General features: G+C 69.5%; 19 protein-coding genes. 10 read left to right on the top strand and 9 right to left on the bottom strand.

Annotation, left to right across the window (positions count from 1 at the left end; genetic code table 11):
- Positions 1-40: 40 nt before the first annotated feature.
- The 4 genes from EER30_RS43180 to EER30_RS43165 all read right to left on the bottom strand — a co-directional run bounded on the left by EER30_RS43180 (position 41) and on the right by EER30_RS43165 (position 5589).
- Positions 41-1081: an Acg family FMN-binding oxidoreductase gene (locus EER30_RS43180; protein WP_127508073.1), complete on the bottom strand. Its 1041-nt coding sequence runs from the start codon at positions 1079-1081 to the stop codon at positions 41-43.
- 183 nt (positions 1082-1264) lie between these two features.
- Positions 1265-2515, bottom strand: coding sequence for an EAL and HDOD domain-containing protein (locus EER30_RS43175; protein WP_127508071.1), 1251 nt, complete (start codon positions 2513-2515; stop codon positions 1265-1267).
- A 113-nt stretch (positions 2516-2628) separates the two neighbouring features.
- Entirely contained in the window at positions 2629-3117 is a 489-nt protein-coding gene (locus tag EER30_RS43170) for a MarR family winged helix-turn-helix transcriptional regulator (RefSeq protein WP_127508069.1), read from the bottom strand.
- A 252-nt stretch (positions 3118-3369) separates the two neighbouring features.
- On the bottom strand, positions 3370-5589 hold the full coding sequence (locus EER30_RS43165) for a PEP/pyruvate-binding domain-containing protein (RefSeq protein WP_164842718.1): 2220 nt from the start codon (positions 5587-5589) through the stop codon (positions 3370-3372).
- 100 nt (positions 5590-5689) lie between these two features.
- Here EER30_RS43165 and EER30_RS43160 point away from each other — a divergent pair, with 100 nt between their 5' ends.
- Both EER30_RS43160 and EER30_RS43155 read left to right on the top strand, forming a co-directional pair.
- Entirely contained in the window at positions 5690-6028 is a 339-nt protein-coding gene (locus tag EER30_RS43160; protein ID WP_127508067.1) for a PadR family transcriptional regulator, read from the top strand.
- Positions 6025-6729 (top strand): permease prefix domain 1-containing protein, encoded by a 705-nt coding sequence (locus EER30_RS43155; RefSeq protein WP_127508066.1) that lies wholly within the window; start codon positions 6025-6027, stop codon positions 6727-6729. The genes EER30_RS43160 and EER30_RS43155 overlap by 4 nt, the downstream gene beginning before the upstream one ends.
- Here EER30_RS43155 and EER30_RS43150 read toward each other — a convergent pair.
- Complete coding sequence (locus EER30_RS43150) at positions 6695-7570, bottom strand: helix-turn-helix transcriptional regulator (protein ID WP_127508065.1); 876 nt, start codon at positions 7568-7570, stop codon at positions 6695-6697. The genes EER30_RS43155 and EER30_RS43150 overlap by 35 nt on opposite strands.
- Before the next feature lie 141 nt (positions 7571-7711).
- Between EER30_RS43150 and EER30_RS43145 the strand changes: the two genes are divergently transcribed.
- Both EER30_RS43145 and EER30_RS43140 read left to right on the top strand, forming a co-directional pair.
- The gene (locus EER30_RS43145; protein ID WP_127508063.1) at positions 7712-8446 is read left to right on the top strand and encodes an SDR family oxidoreductase; all 735 of its coding nucleotides are present in this window, start codon (positions 7712-7714) and stop codon (positions 8444-8446) included.
- A 126-nt stretch (positions 8447-8572) separates the two neighbouring features.
- Complete coding sequence (locus tag EER30_RS43140) at positions 8573-9061, top strand: nuclear transport factor 2 family protein (RefSeq protein ID WP_127508061.1); 489 nt, start codon at positions 8573-8575, stop codon at positions 9059-9061.
- Position 9062: 1 nt separating this feature from the next.
- Here EER30_RS43140 and EER30_RS43135 read toward each other — a convergent pair whose 3' ends face one another.
- Positions 9063-9317: a hypothetical protein gene (locus EER30_RS43135; RefSeq protein ID WP_127508059.1), complete on the bottom strand. Its 255-nt coding sequence runs from the start codon at positions 9315-9317 to the stop codon at positions 9063-9065.
- Positions 9318-9516: 199 nt separating this feature from the next.
- Between EER30_RS43135 and EER30_RS43130 the strand changes: the two genes are divergently transcribed.
- The 6 genes from EER30_RS43130 (at position 9517) to EER30_RS43105 (ending at position 15210) form a co-directional block, all read left to right on the top strand.
- Positions 9517-10698: a N(5)-(carboxyethyl)ornithine synthase gene (locus EER30_RS43130; RefSeq protein WP_127508057.1), complete on the top strand. Its 1182-nt coding sequence runs from the start codon at positions 9517-9519 to the stop codon at positions 10696-10698.
- A gap of 261 nt (positions 10699-10959) precedes the next feature.
- A complete protein-coding gene (gene sqr, locus EER30_RS43125) occupies positions 10960-12210 on the top strand; it encodes a type III sulfide quinone reductase, selenoprotein subtype (protein WP_127508055.1) in 1251 nt (416 codons plus the stop codon).
- Positions 12207-12521, top strand: a complete 315-nt coding sequence (locus EER30_RS43120; RefSeq protein WP_127508053.1) for a TusE/DsrC/DsvC family sulfur relay protein — start codon at positions 12207-12209, stop codon at positions 12519-12521. The genes sqr and EER30_RS43120 overlap by 4 nt, the downstream gene beginning before the upstream one ends.
- Positions 12522-12535: 14 nt before the next feature.
- Positions 12536-13051 (top strand): DsrE/DsrF/DrsH-like family protein, encoded by a 516-nt coding sequence (locus EER30_RS43115; RefSeq protein WP_127508051.1) that lies wholly within the window; start codon positions 12536-12538, stop codon positions 13049-13051.
- Between the two features lie 103 nt (positions 13052-13154).
- Complete coding sequence (locus EER30_RS43110; protein WP_240670684.1) at positions 13155-13847, top strand: response regulator transcription factor; 693 nt, start codon at positions 13155-13157, stop codon at positions 13845-13847.
- The gene (locus tag EER30_RS43105) at positions 13840-15210 is read left to right on the top strand and encodes a sensor histidine kinase (protein ID WP_127508047.1); all 1371 of its coding nucleotides are present in this window, start codon (positions 13840-13842) and stop codon (positions 15208-15210) included. The genes EER30_RS43110 and EER30_RS43105 overlap by 8 nt, the downstream gene beginning before the upstream one ends.
- Here EER30_RS43105 and EER30_RS43100 read toward each other — a convergent pair.
- From EER30_RS43100 to EER30_RS43090, 3 genes are all read right to left on the bottom strand, one after another.
- The gene (locus EER30_RS43100) at positions 15188-15862 is read right to left on the bottom strand and encodes a ferritin-like domain-containing protein (RefSeq protein ID WP_127508045.1); all 675 of its coding nucleotides are present in this window, start codon (positions 15860-15862) and stop codon (positions 15188-15190) included. The two genes, EER30_RS43105 and EER30_RS43100, sit on opposite strands and share 23 nt — an antisense overlap.
- 102 nt (positions 15863-15964) lie before the next feature.
- Positions 15965-16669: a VIT1/CCC1 transporter family protein gene (locus EER30_RS43095; protein ID WP_127508043.1), complete on the bottom strand. Its 705-nt coding sequence runs from the start codon at positions 16667-16669 to the stop codon at positions 15965-15967.
- An 87-nt stretch (positions 16670-16756) separates the two neighbouring features.
- Positions 16757-17314 carry a DUF2231 domain-containing protein gene (locus EER30_RS43090; RefSeq protein ID WP_127508041.1) on the bottom strand — a complete coding sequence of 186 codons (558 nt, stop codon included), beginning with the start codon at positions 17312-17314 and terminating at the stop codon, positions 16757-16759.
- Positions 17315-17418 lie beyond the last annotated feature (104 nt).

Here is a 17418-nt window from a genome sequence, read left to right as displayed (position 1 = left end):
CCGGCGTCGGGCGCACGACCGGAGCCACCACACGTGTCACTCATGACTTCGGCAGTTCGGCGTCCCGGCTGAAGCCCGCGCTCGGGATCGGCGGATTCTGGCTCTTGTCCCGGCGTTGATCGGGAAGCAGGACCTCGTCGAGCGGCCGGCGTGGCGTCGGGGTGGTGATCCGGCCGTAGCCGATCCGGAGCACCATCTGCGCCGGCCAGTCGTCGCCGGCGCCCCCGAGCTTCGCCCGGATCTCCGGTATCTCGATCGGCTGGCTGATCGGCGCGGTCGCGAGATCCAGCCAGGTGGCGGTCAGCAGCACCCGTTGCAGGGCCTGGCCGGCCCGTACGTGGTCGGACGGTTCGTCGCGGGAGGTGGCCAGCACCAGCAGGACCGGGTGCGGCTCGAAGTATTCGGTCGGGGCGGGCAGCGACGAGGCCTTGGCGAAGTCCCGGACCGGGATCACTTCGAGCGCGTCCCAGGGGCCGATCGCCCAGCCGGGCACGCCGTCGCTCCGACCGGCTCCGGCGGCGGCCCAGCGGACCAGCTCCTCGCGATAGCCGGGCCGGGCGCGCACCAGCCGGTCCGCCGACTGTGACAGGCCGAGCACCGCGTTCCGGCTGACGGCGCTGAGCATCCGCAGCCGGGCGCCCTCGCGGCGGGCCGCGTCGGACAGGTGCTCGACGGCGTCCGCCGGCACCGCGGCCCGGGCGAACGGCCATCGGTTGGTGTGCCGGTGCGGGACGGCCGCCATGAGCGCCTCACAGGCCGGTCCGGGCGGAGACGGGTGGGCGGTGTCCGGCGCCACCCGAGCCACCAGATCCGGCTCGCCGGGGTCCGGAAACAGGTCGGCACGGCTCCGCAGGCCGGCGTTGCGCAGAGCCAGACGCAGCGTGAAGACGGCGGCGCCCACGCTGATCAGCAACTCACGGCCGGCCGGATCGAGCACCTGGAGGCGGCGGCTGCGGTCGGCGTACACCTCGACCGTGTTTGTGCCGACCCGGAACCGCCAGGGCTGGCTGTTGTGCAGGGAGGGTGACATGGTCGCGAGCCGTACGGCCTCGGTCAACACCGATGGCGAGATCTTGTTCATGGCGGCCTCCCGACGTTGTCCCGCTGACCTCCACGACAGTCCAGCCGGGCGGCGCGGGACAGAGCCGTTGGTCCCGACCCCGTGGTATGCGGCCGGCTCGGCGGCAGCTGGAGTGGCAAGTTCCGGCAGGTCCTCGCCAAACCCTTCGCCAATACCGACTTGCTCACCGCGGTCCGCGCAGTCCTAGGATCCCGCATAGGAGGCGGCAGGTGAAGATGTGGCTTTCGCCGCCCAGCGCATCGCCTCGATGACTGCGCGGGTGAGGTCGTCGGTTTGGTGGGCCGCAGCCGCCTGCATGACGTCTCCGCGTTGATAGGCATCGACCACTCGCAACATTTGACCGAGCGGGCCGGCTCCGCGCTCCAGGGCGGTCTTGATGTCGGGCGCGAGTGGAAGCTGGTGCGCCATCGAGGCGGTGCTGACGCCGAGCAGGCCGGCGACTGCGGTGATCAAACCGGTCATGAATCCGGCGTCCGGGTGGGCGCCGAACTTCGGTGCCAGGAGCTGACAGAGCCGAGCCTGGGTCAGTGCCTCGATCAGGTGGGCCTCGGCCGCCTCCTCGGTGTCCTCGACCACCATCAGCACAGCCCATTGGCGGATCTGGGCGACACCCAGCATGACGACGGCTTGCCGTACGGAAGAGACCCTGCTTGTCGCGCCGACGGCGACGGAATTGCTGGCGCGTAACACCCGGATGGTCAGCGCCGGATCGCTCACGATGATCGAGACGATGCGGTCCAGGTCCGGGTCGGCAGCGCAGAGCGCGGCGATCAGCTCGAGCCGGCGAAGCTTGGACGAGGTGACGCGTGCGGTGGTGAGAACCTGAGGACGGCTGAGTACGTAGCCCTGACGCAGTTCGAAATCATAGGAATTGCACAGAGCGAGGTGTTCGCTGGTTTCCAAGCCTTCGGCGACCATCTGGATGTGATCGTAGGCCCGGCACGCGGCTACCACCTCGTCGAGGCGGCGCGGATCGGAGTGCAGCAGATCCAGCTTCACGTACGAGGCATACGGCAGCAGTTTTTCATGGCCGGAGCCCAGAACGAAGTCGTCGAGGGCGATGGTGTAGCCCTGATCCGTCAGGGCGCCGACGCCGTCGATGACATCATCGTTGACGTCGACAGTCTCGAGGACCTCGAGGACGACATTTCTCGGGCCGAAAGGCAGCGCCAGGTCGCCGACAAGAAAGTCACGGGTGAGGTTGATGAAACAGATGCGATCGCCCACGACCTCTTCGATGCCGAATTCGGTGAAGGTGTTGACGATGACCTCGCTGGTCGCGTAGGTGTCTCGTCGACCAGCCGTTATCGCCTCCATGCTCCCACGGAACAGCAGCTCGTAAGCGACGACGTCCCCGGTTCGGTCGAAGATCGGTTGCCGGCCGACGTGAACCAGACGGGTGCCCGACCGGCGCGAAGGCGACAAGATTCTCATGCCGGGATGATCGGCCGCCCCCTCCGATCCCCAAGACTTCCGTCGTGAAACTCTCTGTGCCGCGAACGGTGGCCGGGGCTTCGCCATCCTCGCCGCATCGCTCCCGGTGGCGATCAGTCACGCGCGATTGCGGTCGTCACCCGCGCGGCAGGGCCGGACCTGAGGTGGTCGCCGAGGACGATCCGGGACAGCAGGTCGTGCAAGATGCGGCGGTCCTCGTAGCCGAAGATGTCGTAGAGCCCGGACACGGAACGCTCCAGATCTTCGCGGGCGCTGTCGACCAGATCGGAGCCGGCGTCGGTGATGGCCACGAAGGTGGTGCGGCGGTTGTCCTTCGGCCGCCAGCGCCTGGTCAGGCGCCGCTTGGTGAGCTGTTCGGTGGCGATCGTGGCGGACGAGGCCGCGAGACCGCTTCGCCGGGCGTGCTCGCCGATGGTCGTCAGCTCGTCGTTTCGGGTGCGGTAGAGCTCGGTCAACAGCCACCATGCGTTACGGGTGAGGCCGTATCGTTCGACAACCTCGCCGAACGGCCCGTCGAGCGTTCGGCCCGCCTGAACGACGAGCCTGCCCAGGACCGCGGCGGTCACCTCGATGTCCGGCATGCGGCAAGTATCGGCCAAGCCGTCGGCTCACGGGACCAGAGCCGGAAATTTCGGTACGGAACAATTGGTGCGGCATTCCACAGGCGTGCGGGCTCGTGCATTGTGGCGGTGCGCGACAGCTGATCCTGGTCGGGATCGTCGTGTCCGTAGTGCCGGTCGCCGTCGAGTTGCTGCGTGTCCGTCGTCGCTCTCGCCACGGGGTCGACGAACGGCCCTGATGCCGCCGACCGGCCGGTGGCGTCGGCCCGCGACTCATTCGACGGTGACAGTGCCGTTGGTGCCATTGACGGTGACGCGCTGGCCGGTCCGGAGCGATGTGGTGGCGGTGCCGGTGCCGACGACGGCGGGAATGCCGTACTCCCGGGCAATCAGTGAAGCGTGCGCCGCGAGCGTCCCGCCGTCGGTGACGACGGCGGCGGCGCGGGCGAACAGCGGCGTCCAAGCGGGCGCGGTCGCCTTGGCCACAAGCACGTCACCGTCGCCGAACGTGGCGAAGTCGTGAGGGTCGGTGATGATGCGGACCGGGCCGGCGGCCTGGCCGGCGGAGGCGGGATGCCCGACGATCACCTCACCGCCGGCCTCGGCCACGAAGCCGGCGGGACGGGCCCGCGCGACGGTGCGGGCGATGACATCCCCGATCAGGCGGGGTGGCCGGCCGAGGGACAGCGGCGCCGGGAGCCGCTGCTGTTGCTGCCACCGCGCGCGTCGGCGCGTCGTGACCTCGACCGGCGAACCCGCCAGGGCGGTGCCGAGCTCGGCGCGGGTGCGGAAGAACACGTCGTCGACGTCCGTGATCGCACCGGTGTCGAGCAGGTGCCGGCCGAGGCGAAGTGCGCAGTCCCGTAGCGCCGGCCAGGCGAGGGTGAATGTGCGGGCCTGCTGTTCCCGGATGACGGTGTACCGCTGGGTCACTCGCAGCAGCGCGGCGAACCGCGCGAGCCGGCGGGGCTGCCCGGCCAGAGCGGCGACGCACGCGTGCTCGGCGGCGCGGCGGAGCGGGGCGAGCCCGGCTTGCCGGTCGTCGCCGGTGCTCGCGCCGTCCGCCGGCGCGGGGAGTTCGGCGGCGGTGGGGTGGTACCAGTCGGCGCTGTGGACCGCGTGCGGATCGAACGTGGGTGTGGCGCCGGGCAGCCCACGCAACAGCGACTGCGAGCCACCGTCGTGGTCGGTCAGGACGGCGGCCAGATGACGACGGGTGAAGCGGGTCAGGCAGGCTTCCATTTTCCACGCCGAGCCGCCGACGATCGCCAGATACCACAGGGCGATGCCGGCCTGCCGCCCGAGTTGGTCGACGAGTTCCACCAGCCGGTGTGGATCCGCCGTGGGGATCTCGGCCGTGGCGGCCGCGACGAGTTGCCGGTAACGGGGTAGTTCCTGCTCGCGCCATTGTTGGTCGAGCGTGGTCAGGACGGCACGATCGGCGGCGACGGGGTTCCGGCCGGCTTGCACAAGGGCGTGGAACAAGATCGTCGCCGTACGGCGGCCGTGCCTGAGCACCCGTGCGAGCAGTGCGGGTGAGGGGATCGGGGCGGCGTTGTAGTACCAGCCGTTGACCAGTTCCCACCGGAACGGGACACGGACACCGACGGTGGCTTGCATGCCGTCGAGGTAGCCGGCCTCGATCAAGGGAAGCAGCCAGGTCGCGAACAGCGGGGTGACCGGTTCGGGAAGCCATTCGCCGAGGCGGAAGTTGCGCATCCATAATCCGGGACCCGGTGCCCGCCAGGTCGCCGGTGGCGGCAGGGCGGTCATCGGCCGGGACTGCAGCATCCACAGGTGGCCGTCCCGGTCGATCGCCCACTCCACGTCCTGCGGCCGGCCGAACAGGGCGGCGGCCCGGCCGGCCAGCCTGACGACAGCGCGGGCCTGACGCCCGCTCAGCACCCGGGTCGGACCGCGACGGGTCAAGGTCGCTCGGCCGTCCGCGCTGACCCATTCCTCGCCTGCGGCCCGGCCGGACACCAGGGCCTCACCGGGACCGTGCGTGGCGGTGACAAGAATCTGATTCCGGTCGCCGGTAACTGGATGGGCGGTGAAGGCGACTCCGGCTGCGACCGCGTCGATCATGACCTGGACCAGGACCGCCATCGCCGGCGCGTCACCACCGCGGTGCTGTCGATAAGCGGCGACGCGGGATGAGCCGGCGCCGGCGAAGCATTCCCGAACCGCGGCGCCGAGTCGTTCGGCGGCGACGTCGAGCACTGTGTCATACAGGCCGGCATAGGAGGCGTCGGGCAAGTCCTCGGCCGCCGCGGACGAACGGACGGCGAACCTCGTGCCACCCAGCCGCTCAGCTTCGGCCAACACCTGGTCGTCGAGGGCCGGATCGTCGTGGGCACTTCCGGTGATGATGAACCCTGCCGGCACCGCGAACCCTCCTGCCGCGAGCTTGGCCAACGCCGCTGCCTTTCCGCCCACCACCTCCTGGCCGAGACCGACGGCCTCGGCCAGCCTCACCATCGTGGCGTCCATGGACTCCTCCATATGTAGCGTCGCAAAGTATTGTGATGCTACGGTAGGCGGGCCGGTCGTGCCGCGCAAGACCGGCCAGAAGCGGAGGTGTGGTGTGGCGATGCGCCCGGAACTGCTCAAAGGCCATGTGGACGCGCTGCTGCTGGCCGTGCTGGAGCCTGGCCCCCAGCACGGATACGCGGTCATCGAGTCGCTGCGGGCCGGCAGCAACGGCACGCTGGACCTGCCTACCGGCACGGTCTATCCGGCTCTGCACCGCCTCGAACGTGCGGGCCTGATCGGCAGCGATTGGGAGACCGTCGGCGGCCGGCGCCGCCGCACCTATCACTTGACGACGGCGGGCCGTGCGGCGCTCGGCGAACACCGTGCCCTCTGGGACGAGTTCTCCATCGCAGTCTCCGCGCTGCTCGGCGGCGGGACAAAGCCGGCGCCGGCATGAACCCGTCGACCGGCTCCGGTGCCGAGACCCCGATCCAGGTCTACCTCGACGAGGTCGCCGCCCGCCTGTACGGCCCTCGCCGCGCGCGGACGCGGATCCTCGCCGAGCTGCGCGACGGCCTCGAGCAAGCCGTCGCCGACCGGACTGACCGGGGTGAACCCGCCGGCCGTGCGGCGACCGCGGCGACCGCCGAGTTCGGCGCCCCGGATGTGGTCACCGCCGCCTTTGCGGGAGAACTCGCCACCGCGTACGCCCGGCAGACGCTGATCACCTATGTCGCCACCGGACCGCTGGTCGGCATCTGCTGGCTACTGCTTCTGCACCCCGACCCGTGGCGCACCGGCCTGGCCGCCTCGATCACCGCGATCCCGGTGCTTCCGTTGATCGCCGCCGGCCTCGCGACCTCCGCCGGAGCCCTGGCGACCACCGGCCGGTTGATGCGCTGGCTGCCCGAGACGTCTCCCGGCCGTGCGCTGGCCGCGACGGCCACCGTCGCCGGTCTGACCATGGCCGGGGACCTGATCATCATCGGCGTCGCCGGGCACTCCGGATTCCTCACCCGGCCGCTTGCCGTGATCGCTGTGACCGCCGGCCTGGCCCGGATCGCCTACAGCCTGCGCACCATCCTCAGCGTCGGCACTTGGCCGCGTCGACCTGCCCTCGGGCTCAAGCATCTGCTTCGTCGGCGGACCACGGGATGATCTCCGTTGTACTCGCCGGGTCGGGTGTGTGGACGGCGGCAAGATAGGTGAGGGCCTCGGCGCTGCGGCTGCCCGGCTGCGGCGTGCCGACCAGCAGTTGCTGTCCAGGCGCGTCGGCGACGTCGAAGGTCTGGTAGGTCAGTTCGATCCGTCCGGCGTTCGGGTGGTGCACGATCTTGAACATGCGGGTCAGGCCGCGTACGGTCTGGTCCGCCCAGAGGGAGCCGAACTCCGGTGAGTTCCGCCACAGGTCGGCCACCAAAGCCTTGATGCCCGGATCGTCGGGAAAGTGGCCCGCGTTGAGCCGCAGGGCGTGCACGGTGTTCTCGGCGAGGAACGGCCAGTCCGGAAACACGGCGCGCGCCTGAGGGTGCTGGAACAGCACGCGGACCATGTTGGGTGTGCCCGCGAACGGGGAGAGCAGCGCGGCCGCGACGCTGTTGGTCGCGAGCACGTCGAACGCGGGGCTGAGCACGTAGGCGGCGGCGGTGGGGAAGGCGTCCAGCAGGCGCATCAGCTCAGGGTGGACCGAGTCCCGGGGCCGGTCGGTAGCCGGGCGAGGACTCAGCCCGGCGAGCCGGAAGAGGTGGCCACGGGCGTCCGGGGCCAGGCGCAGGGCCCGCCCGATCGCGTCGAGGAGTTGTGGCGAGGGCTTGCGTTCGCGGCCCTGCTCGAGGCGGGCGTAGTAGTCCACGCTGACGCCGGCCAGCACCGCGATCTCCTCGCGGCGCAATCCCGGGACCCTGCGGCCGCCGCCCCTGCGCAGCCCGACCTCTCCGGGGTCGACGCGGGCGCGGTGGGCGCGGAGAAACTCACCGAGCCTGTTGTCGCTGGCTGGCATGTCGACCAGCGTAGAACGGCCTTGACCGTGGCTGCCAGGGTGCCGTGCACCCAGGAAAGCGCTGCCTTCCTCCGCCGCTGTTCCGGCGGCATCGTTGAATGAGCGGCGTTCGGCCGCGGACAACAGGCGCCAGGAGAATCAGTGCACAGCCCATCCTCCAAGATTGTTCTCATCACCGGCGCGAGCAGCGGCATCGGCGAGGCGACCGCCCGCCGGCTGGCCGCCGACGGCCACCACGTCGTGATCGGTGCCCGGCGTGTCGACCGGCTCGCGGCGCTCGTCGAGCAACTGCGCCGTGCCGGCGGCACGGCCGACCTTCAGGAACTCGACGTGACCAGCCGAGACAGCGTGCGTTCCTTCGTCGAGGACGCCCAGGAACGCAACGGACGCATCGACGTGCTGATCAACAATGCCGGCGTGATGGCCCTGTCCACGCTCGATGCACTACGGGTCGATGAGTGGGACCGGATGATCGACGTGAACCTGCGCGGCACCATGTACGGCATCGCGGCCGCCCTGCCGATCATGCGAAGCCGCGGTTCGGGCCACATCATCAACATCGCGTCGTCATCCGCTTATCGGGTCGACCCGACAGCGGCGATCTATTGCGCCACCAAATTCGCGGTCCGGGCACTCACCGAAGGGCTGCGCCAGGAGAGCCGGGACATCCGGGTGACCCTGGTGAGCCCGGGTTACACCCACTCGGAACTCACCGAGCACGGCGGCGACCCCGATGTGCGGGCCGCCGCTCGCGCGGCGGCCGATGAACTGGGAATGCCGGCCTCCGCGGTCGCCGATGTCATCGCCCACGCCATCGCCCAGCCCGACGCCGTCGACGTGAACGAGATCATCATGCGCTCGACCGCGCAGGGCTGACCACACGGCGAGGAGCACCAGCACCATGACCGAAATGGCCACTCGCCGGTTCACGCGACCATCGACCAGACCACCGTCGACTTCCGGATCGTTCCGGTACTGCAGCACGTCACGAAAGGGGACCACATGAGCGATGAACGGGAGATCCAGGAAGTGCTGAGCCGCTATGTCCGGGCGACGGACCGGCGTGACGGCAAGACTCAAGGCGCCTTGTTCACGGACGACGCGATCGTGCAGTCCTTCACCAGGACGGGTACCGACGACTACGAACCGGTCGCGCCGCCATTGATCGGCGGGGCAGCCGTGGCGTACGCGGTCGACAACTACATGCTTCCGCATCCGGTGGGCGGCGCCAGCCACCACGTCACTTCCGATCACATCATCGAGGTCGACGGCGACCGAGCTCACCTGAACGCCCAGTTCATCGTCTTTCGGATCCAGGGCGCAGCCCGGCCGGAGGGCGGCTGGCCGGCCGAGGCATTCGGTGCCCAGGGCACCGTGCATCCGATCGAGTCGGGCTACTACGACACCGACCTGCGCCGGATCGACGGCGAGTGGAAAATAGTCGGTCACCGTGTTCTGCTCGACATGCCGTACGTCATTCCGCGGCCCTGACTCAGGCACTGCTGTCCGGGCGGCGCCAGGCAACCGCGCTGGCCGGCTCCGCGTGCTCGCCGCTCATGGATGCTCGGCGCTTCACGACGGGCGAGGTGACCGAGGCCCACGCATCGGTCGCAGCCGGCGCCGCCGGCACAGTGGTCGTGGACATCGCGATCTGAGCTTGATCAAGGTCGACCGGGCCCCGACCGGTCATGCCCAGGGCCATGTCGGCCGTCGCGACTGCCGGGGCGCGGCGGGTCGGGCTGACCACACACCAGGGTCTATGTCGCGACCTGGTCCCTGTAGCCCTTCTGGTAGGTCTTTCGGCCCCTGTGCACAGCTGGGGTGGCGCCCAGAATCAGGAGGAGGTGCGCAGCCGGCGACCATCCGCGGGTCGGCGTGGACCGTTCGCGCCGCCGAACCAGGCATAGGCCACCAACTGGTCGCCGGTCGTGCACAGAGGAGGGTTCATGGATCAGCTCGCCATCGCGGTCCTGTCGCGCTCCGGCAAGGAGCACGAGCGACGTTTGCCGATCCATCCACAACACTTCAAGCGAATCGACGCTGACCTGCGCGGGAGCATCTTTCTCGAACGCGGCTACGGCGAGAACTTCGGCGTGCCCGACGAGCGGCTGGCACCGTACGTCGCCGGGCTGCTTCCCCGCCGGCAACTGATCTCTCGATGTGACGTCGTCCTGCTTCCCAAGCCACTGCCACGGGACCTCGCGGAGCTGCGGGAGGGGCAGATCCTGTGGGGCTGGCCGCATTGCGTGCAGGGCACGGCGGTCACCCAACTGGCCATCGACCGCCGCCTGACCCTGATCGCCTTCGAAGCGATGAACCATTGGTCGCACGACGGCGAATTCAACTTGCACGTCTTCCACAAGAACAACGAGCTTGCCGGTTACTGCTCGGTGCTGCACGCGCTGGAGCTCATCGGGACCACCGGCGATTACGGCCGCCATCTGCGGGCCGCTGTCATCGGGTTCGGAGCCACCGGCCGGGGCGCGGTCACCGCTCTCAACGCGCACGGAGTGCACGACGTCGACGTACTCACCCATCGAGGAACCACGGCCGTCGCCTCGCCGATCCACTCGACGCGCATCAGGCACTTCGAACGCGACATCGGCGATCGCCGCCGATGTCGCGTACTCACCGGAAGCGGTCCGGTGCCGATGGCAACCTACCTCTCCTCCCACGACATCGTCGTCAACTGCGTGCTGCAGGACACTGATCGGCCGCTGACGTTCCTCACCGCCGACGACCTGGCCACCTTCACCCCCGGCGGCCTCATCGTCGATGTCTCCTGCGACGAAGGAATGGGCTTCGGCTGGGCGCGGCCGACATCGTTCGCCGAGCCGATGATGACCGTCGGCGACAACGTCAGCTACTACGCTGTCGATCACAGCCCGTCCTACCTGTGGAACTCGGCGACATGGGAGATCAGCGAAGCGCTGTTGCCCTACCTGCGACCGGTGCTCGGCGGACCGGAAGCGTGGGACGCCGACGAGACCCTCCGGCGAGCCATCGAGATCCAGGACGGGATCGTCCGGAATCCGAGCATCCTCACGTTCCAGCATCGCCTGCCCGAATATCCCCATACCGCCGGCCGAAGGCCGGGCGACGAAGCCTGGTCGCCTCGGCATCCCTGAGCCGGGTGATTCCCGGCGCAGAGGCGCGGACACTCAACCGAATGCCGCCGGCCCTCCCTGGGGGGTATGTGTCGTCGATGTGATGCGTAGTGAGCGGCGCGCGGGCTGACGGCGAGTCACGGGCTGGTTCCCGTCGGGACCTTCGCCTCTGATCGGCCGGCGCGAGCCGGCCTAGCGTAGATCGCAGGGGAGAACCGACAGCGGCACTGCCGTTCGAGGCATCTCCGTCGATGGTGTGGACCACGGCCAGGGAGGTACGCCATGCAGCGGCTACTCATTCTCGGCGGTGGAACCGCCGGCACCATGGTGGCCGGCAAGTTGCGCCGTCGCCTCGACCCGGCCGATTGGCAGATCACCGTCGTCGACCACGACGACGACCACCTCTATCAGCCGGGCCTGCTGTTCCTGCCGTTCGGTGACATTCAGGCACAGCAGATCGTCAAGCCGCGGAAGCGTTTCCTGCCGGACGGGGTGGATCTCGTGATCGGCGAGATCGCGCGGGTCGACGCGGACGCGTGCACGGCCGTGCTGGCCGGTGGCCGGGAACTGCGCTACGACCAGTTGGTCATCGCGACGGGAGTGAGCCCCCGCCCGGATCAGACTCCCGGAATGCTCGGCCCGCAGTGGCGGCGCAGCATCTTCGACTTCTTCACCCTCGACGGCGCGACCGCGCTCAAGGCCGCCCTGAAGGGCTTCGACGGCGGCCGGTTGGTCGTGCACGTCACGGACATGCCGATCAAGTGCCCGGTCGCGCCGCTGGAGTTCACCTTCCTCGCCGACGCGTACTTCCGCGGTCGCGGGATGCGCAACCGGGTCGAGATCGTCTTCGTGACGCCGTTGCCCGGCGCGTTCACCAAGCCCATCGCCGCCGAGCGACTCGGGACGATGCTCGACGACCGCGAGATCGTCGTCGAGCCCGACTTCCTGGTCGAGCGCATCGACGCCGATCACAAGACCCTGATTTCGTACGACGAGCGCGAGGTCCCGTTCGATCTGCTGGTGACCGTGCCCCTGAACATGGGCGCGGACTTCGTGGCCCGCTCCGGTCTGGGCGACGAGCTGAACCTGGTGCCGGTCGACAAGCACACCTTCCTGTCCACCCAGTACGACAACATCTTCGCGCTCGGCGACGCGAACAACATTCCCACCTCCAAGGCCGGCTCGGTCGCGCACTTCTCGGTCGAGGTCTTCGCCGACAACTTCGTCCAGCACATCGCCGGGAAGCCGATGACCGGCAGCTTCGACGGGCACGCGAACTGTTTCATCGAGTCCGGGAACGGCAAGGGCCTGCTGATCGACTTCAACTACGACACCGAGCCGTTGACCGGCACCTACCCGCTGCCGATCGTCGGGCCCTTCGGGCTGTTGAAGGAGAACGCCCGCAATCATTGGGGCAAGCTCGCGTTCCGCTGGATCTACTGGCACCTGCTGCTGCCCGGCCGCCGCATCCCGTTGCCCGCGAACATGTCGATGGCCGGCAAACACCAACCCGTGAAGGAGCCGCAATCATGACCGTCGCCACCATCGCCGGAACGCCGGTGCACGTCGACGGCGAGGGCTTTCTCACCGAGTACGACGAATGGACCGAGGCCCTGGCACAGCACCTCGCCGCCGGGATCGGCATCGAGCTGACCGATGCCCACTGGAAGGCCCTCCGGTTCCTGCGTGACGACTTCCGTACGCGGGGCGAGACCGCCACGCTCCGCCGGGTGTCCACCGTCGGCGGCATCCCGATCAAGGAACTGTTCGCCCTGTTCCCCGGCAAGCCGGCCAAGAAGATGGCCTACATCGCCGGTCTTCCCAAGCCGCACGGCTGCGTGTGAGAGAAGGCAACACCATGACCACTGAAACCGTCGCCGCCGCCGTCGTCCCCGACTTCGGCGACGCCGTCACCCAGGACCGCAAGCTGGCCATCATCTGCTCCAAGGGCAACCTGGACATGGCCTACCCGGGTCTGATCCTGGCCAACGCCGCCCTCGGCGAAGGGGTCGAGACGCACCTGTTCTTCACGTTCTGGGGCTTCGACATGATCACGAAATCCCGGATGAACGACCTGAAGTTCACCATGCTCGGCAATACCGCAACCCATCTGCCGCAAGGTCTGGGCGGCCTGCCCGGGGTGACGGCGATGGCGACCAAGCAGATGAAGAAGCAGATCCACGACGTCGGAGTGCCGGAGGTGCCGGAGTTCCTGGCACAGATCGTCGACTCCGGGGGCCACCTGTGGGCGTGCCGCATGTCCGCCGACATGATGCACCTCGACGAGGCCGACCTGTATGAGGGCGTCGAGGCCATCATCAGCGCGGCCGACTTCATCGAGAAGACCGACGGCGCCCAGCTGCTGTTCATCTGACGCGGCTGGACCCGAGCGTCGAAGACCTCGCCGTCGGGGATCTCGTGAAGCCGGCTCGCGTCCGGCCCTGACCGGCGACGGAGTCGCGGAGGAGGCTGGAGTCGTGGCGGATCCGGTGCTGGTCGTCGAGGACGATCGTGAGTTGCGCGACCTGGTGCGCCGGTATCTCGAACGCGCCGGTCACTCCGTGTACACCACTGGCTCGGGGGCGGAGGCGCTGCGCCTGCTGGACACTGCGAGCCCGGCGCTCCTGGTGCTCGACCTCGGCCTGCCGGACGTCGACGGGCTGGAGATTCTGGCCGCGGCTCGCGCCGGCCGAAAGGTGCCCGTGGTCGTGCTCACCGCGCGTAGCGCCGTGGAGGATCGCATCGACGGTCTGCGTCGCGGCGCCGACGACTACGTGACCAAGCCGTTCAGCCCTACTGAGCTGGTCCTGCGGGTCGAGGCGGTGCTGCATCGCACGCGGGGAACGTCGGCTGAACCAGCGGTTACCGGCTTCGGATCGGGGCGGTTGCGCGTCGATGAGGCACGGCATGAGGCTTGCCTCGACGGTGCGCCACTCGACCTGACACCCACCGAGTGGGGTGTGCTGATCGCGCTGTGCTCGGCGCCTGGGCGGGTGTTCTCCCGGTACGAGCTGGTCAACCGGGTTCGCGGCTACGAATTCGCCGGCTACGAACGCACGATCGACTCGCACGTGAAGAACCTGCGGCACAAGCTCGGCCCGGAGGCCGCGCAGATCGTGGAGACCGTACTCGGTGTCGGCTACCGGCTGGGTTGGTCGCACGATGGGTGAGCAGAGCGTGTTCCGCAGCCCGCTGGGTCGTCGTCTGCTGGCCGCCTTCCTGCTCGTCGCGCTGTCCTCGGTCCTGATGCTCACCGTCGCGGCCCTGGTCGCGACCGATCGCGGACTGACCGGTGCGCTGCGTGCGGACCAGGAGAAGATCGCGGGGCGGGCGGGCACCGCGATCGCCACCGCATATGCCGCCGCCGGCGGTTGGCCGGGAATCGATCTCGATCATGCGTCCGACATCGCCGAGGCGGCCGGCGCTCGTCTGGTGGTTTTCGACATGACCGGTGCGATGGTGTGGCCCGGCCACGGCATGGGTGGACGCGCGATGCAGTCGACAGTGTCCGCGCACACCGTTCAATCCCCGGTCGAAGTCGACGGTGCACGGGTCGGGACCGCGCGGGTGAGCTTTCCCGCCAACTCCTCCGCCGCCCGGCAGATCGCCTGGTCCTGGGTGGCCGGGGCCGCCGGGGTGGCCTTGCTGGCGGCCCTTCTGGTCAGCGGATTCGTGACCCGGCGGCTGACGAGGCCGCTGGTCAGAGCGGCCACGGCGGCCCGGCGTTTCGCGGCGGGGGAGCGCGACGCCCGTTCCGGCGTCGACGCGCCGGGGGAGGTGGGAGAGGTGATCCGGGCGTTCGACGCGATGGCCGACGAGGTAGTGCGCACGGACGTCGTACGCCGCCGGCTCGCGGCGGACGTCGCCCACGAACTGCGCACCCCGCTCGCCGCGCTGCAGGCCGGGCTGGAGGAGCTGCGCGACGGTTTGAGCACCCCCGACGCGGAAAGGCTGGGCGTCCTGCACGACCAGGCCTTGCGTCTCGGTCGCGTCGTCGCCGACCTGGCGGACCTGTCCGCCGCGGAGTCGGCGGCGCTGTCGCTGCGTCCGATCGATACGGACCTCACCCGGATCGCCCGGGCCGCGCTCGACGCCGAGCGCCCCCACCTCGATGCGGCCGGTCTGCGGGTCGGCGCGAACCTACAGGTCGCGCTGCCGGTGCACGCCGACCCGGACCGCCTGCACCAGAGCGTCACCAACCTGCTCACCAATGCGGCACGCTACTGCCGCCCCGGCGACCGGGTCACGATCACGGGGCGCGTCGACGGGGCGGAGGCAATGCTGGCCGTGGCGGACACCGGCCCGGGCATCGCGGCTGAGGATCTGCCACATGTCTTCGACCGTCTCTGGCGCGCCGAGCGAAACCGGGACGTCGCCGGGTCGGGGATCGGCCTGGCGATCGTCCGGGAGCTGATCAGCGCTCACGGTGGGACGGTGACCGCCGCGTCCGGCGTGGACGCGGGGACCGTCATCACCGTCCGCCTGCCGCTCGCATCATCCCGATGTGGGACTATCGGGCGGCCCACGCCGTGAACGCGGTCAAGTGCCGCCGCGACGCTGTCAGCAGGCGCTGATAGACCTGCGTGACGTCGGCGGCGGTGAGGCCGGTCAGCGCCTCCCGCAGATCGGCGATGTCCGCGCGCTCGACCTCCTGGCCGACCTGGAACGCGGCGGCCTGACCGGCCGTTCCGCGGGCCAGCAGCCGGTCGTAGGTGGCCTGAGCCGACGAGTCGTCGAAGGTTCCGGCGGACGCGCCGGCGGTGGGGTCACTTACTCCGTAGCGGGCGAGCAGCGTGCGGATCGCGCTCAGGTGCTGGGTCTCCGCCGTGGCGATGCGGTCGAAGATCGGCGCCGGATGTCTGGCGGCGAACGCCGCGTACAGGTCGTGCGCGAGTTTCTCCTCTTGGGCCATCGCGACCAGGGTATTCTTCTGCTGGTCGGTCAGGGTGCCCTGGGCGGTGGTCACCCCGGCGCCGAGGCAGGCGCCGTCGCGCATCCGGGTGCCCATCGGTGTGTCGTAGCCGTAGCCGTTGCCTCCGCCCGGACCCTGCTGAGCAGCCGCCATCCGGCTGCCCACGAACATGTCGCCGCCCGCCAGAGCCGGGCCCGCGACAGCGATCCCGCCCAGGCCGAGAGCGCCGACGGTGAAAGCGGTGATCGTACGGCGCCTGGTCGTGGCCTTCATGATTCCTCCCTTGTCCGGTTCTCCTCCTGAAGCGTCGTCCTCTCGGGTGGACACCGCGTGCGTCTGGTGTGGAGGACCGGTGGAGAAGGGGAGCGGCGCGCTTCAGCTCACGTTGGCGCCGACCAGTTGGCCGATGCCGAAGGTGACGGCCATGGCGAGGGCGCCGCCCCCGACCAATCGTGCGACCGCCCGGCCGAGGCCCGATGAGCCGAGCTTCGCGCTGATCGCACCGGTCAGCGCGAGTGCCAGGACCACCACCACGAAGGTGACCGCTACGCGCACGTCTGGTGGTGGCAGGAGGATCGCGATCAAGGGGAGCATCGATCCGATGGTGAAGGCGAGCGCGGACGCGCCGGCCGCGTGCCAGGGGTTGGTCAGTGCTTCGGGATCGATCCGCAATTCCGCGTCGGCGTGGGCGGCGAACGCGTCTTTGGCGGTCAGCTCCTCGGCCACCAGGCGCGCTGTGGCCTCGGTCAGTCCCTTCGCCGCGTACAGGGCGGTCAGCTCGTCCAGCTCCTGGTCGGGGAATTCTGCGAGTTCGGTGCGCTCCTTGGCGAGAAGGGCCCGTTCGGTGTCGCGCTGGCTGCTCACCGAGACGTATTCGCCCAGTGCCATGGACACCGCGCCGGCCACGAGGCCGGCGAGCCCGGCGGTCGCGATGGGTCCGGTGGCCAGGGTTGCGCCGGCCACCCCGACAACAAGGCCGGCGGTCGAGACGATGCCGTCGTTGGCGCCGAGCACCCCGGCTCGGAGCCAATTGAGCCGCTCGGCCATCCCGCCGGAGTGCGGTTCGCCGGGATGTGTCATCGGCCCGTGGCCTCGTACCTGGTCTGCATGATCATATGGTGCTCGCGTCCACCGGTCCTGGACAGAGGCAGTCGACCCTTGGTCGGTTCAGTCACCGGCGGAGCCCTCCTGGGCCGGGACGGAGCTGAAGTTGCCGGTCCAGGCTGCTCTCGCGCCGGAGTCGCCGATGCGGTAGGTGTCGTAGACGGCCCAGCCGGCGATGACGACAGCCAGGGCGATGATGATCCTGGTGATCGTGACGGACAGCGGTGCCAGATAGGTGCGCCGCTGGATCGCGGTCGTGACGGCGGAGCCGCCGGTGGCCCGCGCCTCCGTCGACATGGTGGCCTCTCGTTGCCGCCACCAGATGCCCAGGGCCAGCAGAGCTACCGGGAGCGCGGCCCAGATGGCGGTGTCGCCGAGCTCGGCGTGGTCGCGTACCAGCGTGGTCTCGGCGACACGGTGCTCCAGCCACTCGCCGGCGCTGGTCGTGACGGGGACGAGCGCGACAACGAGCACGGACAGGATCGCGTTGGGGCCGGCGAAGCGCCGGCGGGCCGCGGGCCAGACGGCGGTCAGTACGAGCAGCAGGGCCGCGAGGGGGAGCAGCACCACGATGGCGTGCACGAGCAGGATGTGCGCCGGCAAGCCGTTGACAGTGCCCATGGAGAGTCCTTCCGGATGGCCCGATAGATCTCGGCAAAGGTTAGAAGCTGGAATCTTCGAATCCTCCAATTTTCGGCGGAGACGCTGGGCAGGTGACCGGGAGC

Origin of the sequence: Actinoplanes solisilvae (genome assembly GCF_003999975.1) — a bacterium.
Lineage (GTDB): Bacteria > Actinomycetota > Actinomycetes > Mycobacteriales > Micromonosporaceae > Actinoplanes > Actinoplanes solisilvae.
The sequence above is the reverse complement of the archived record's forward strand: the minus strand, read 5'-3'. Positions and strand labels throughout refer to the sequence as shown.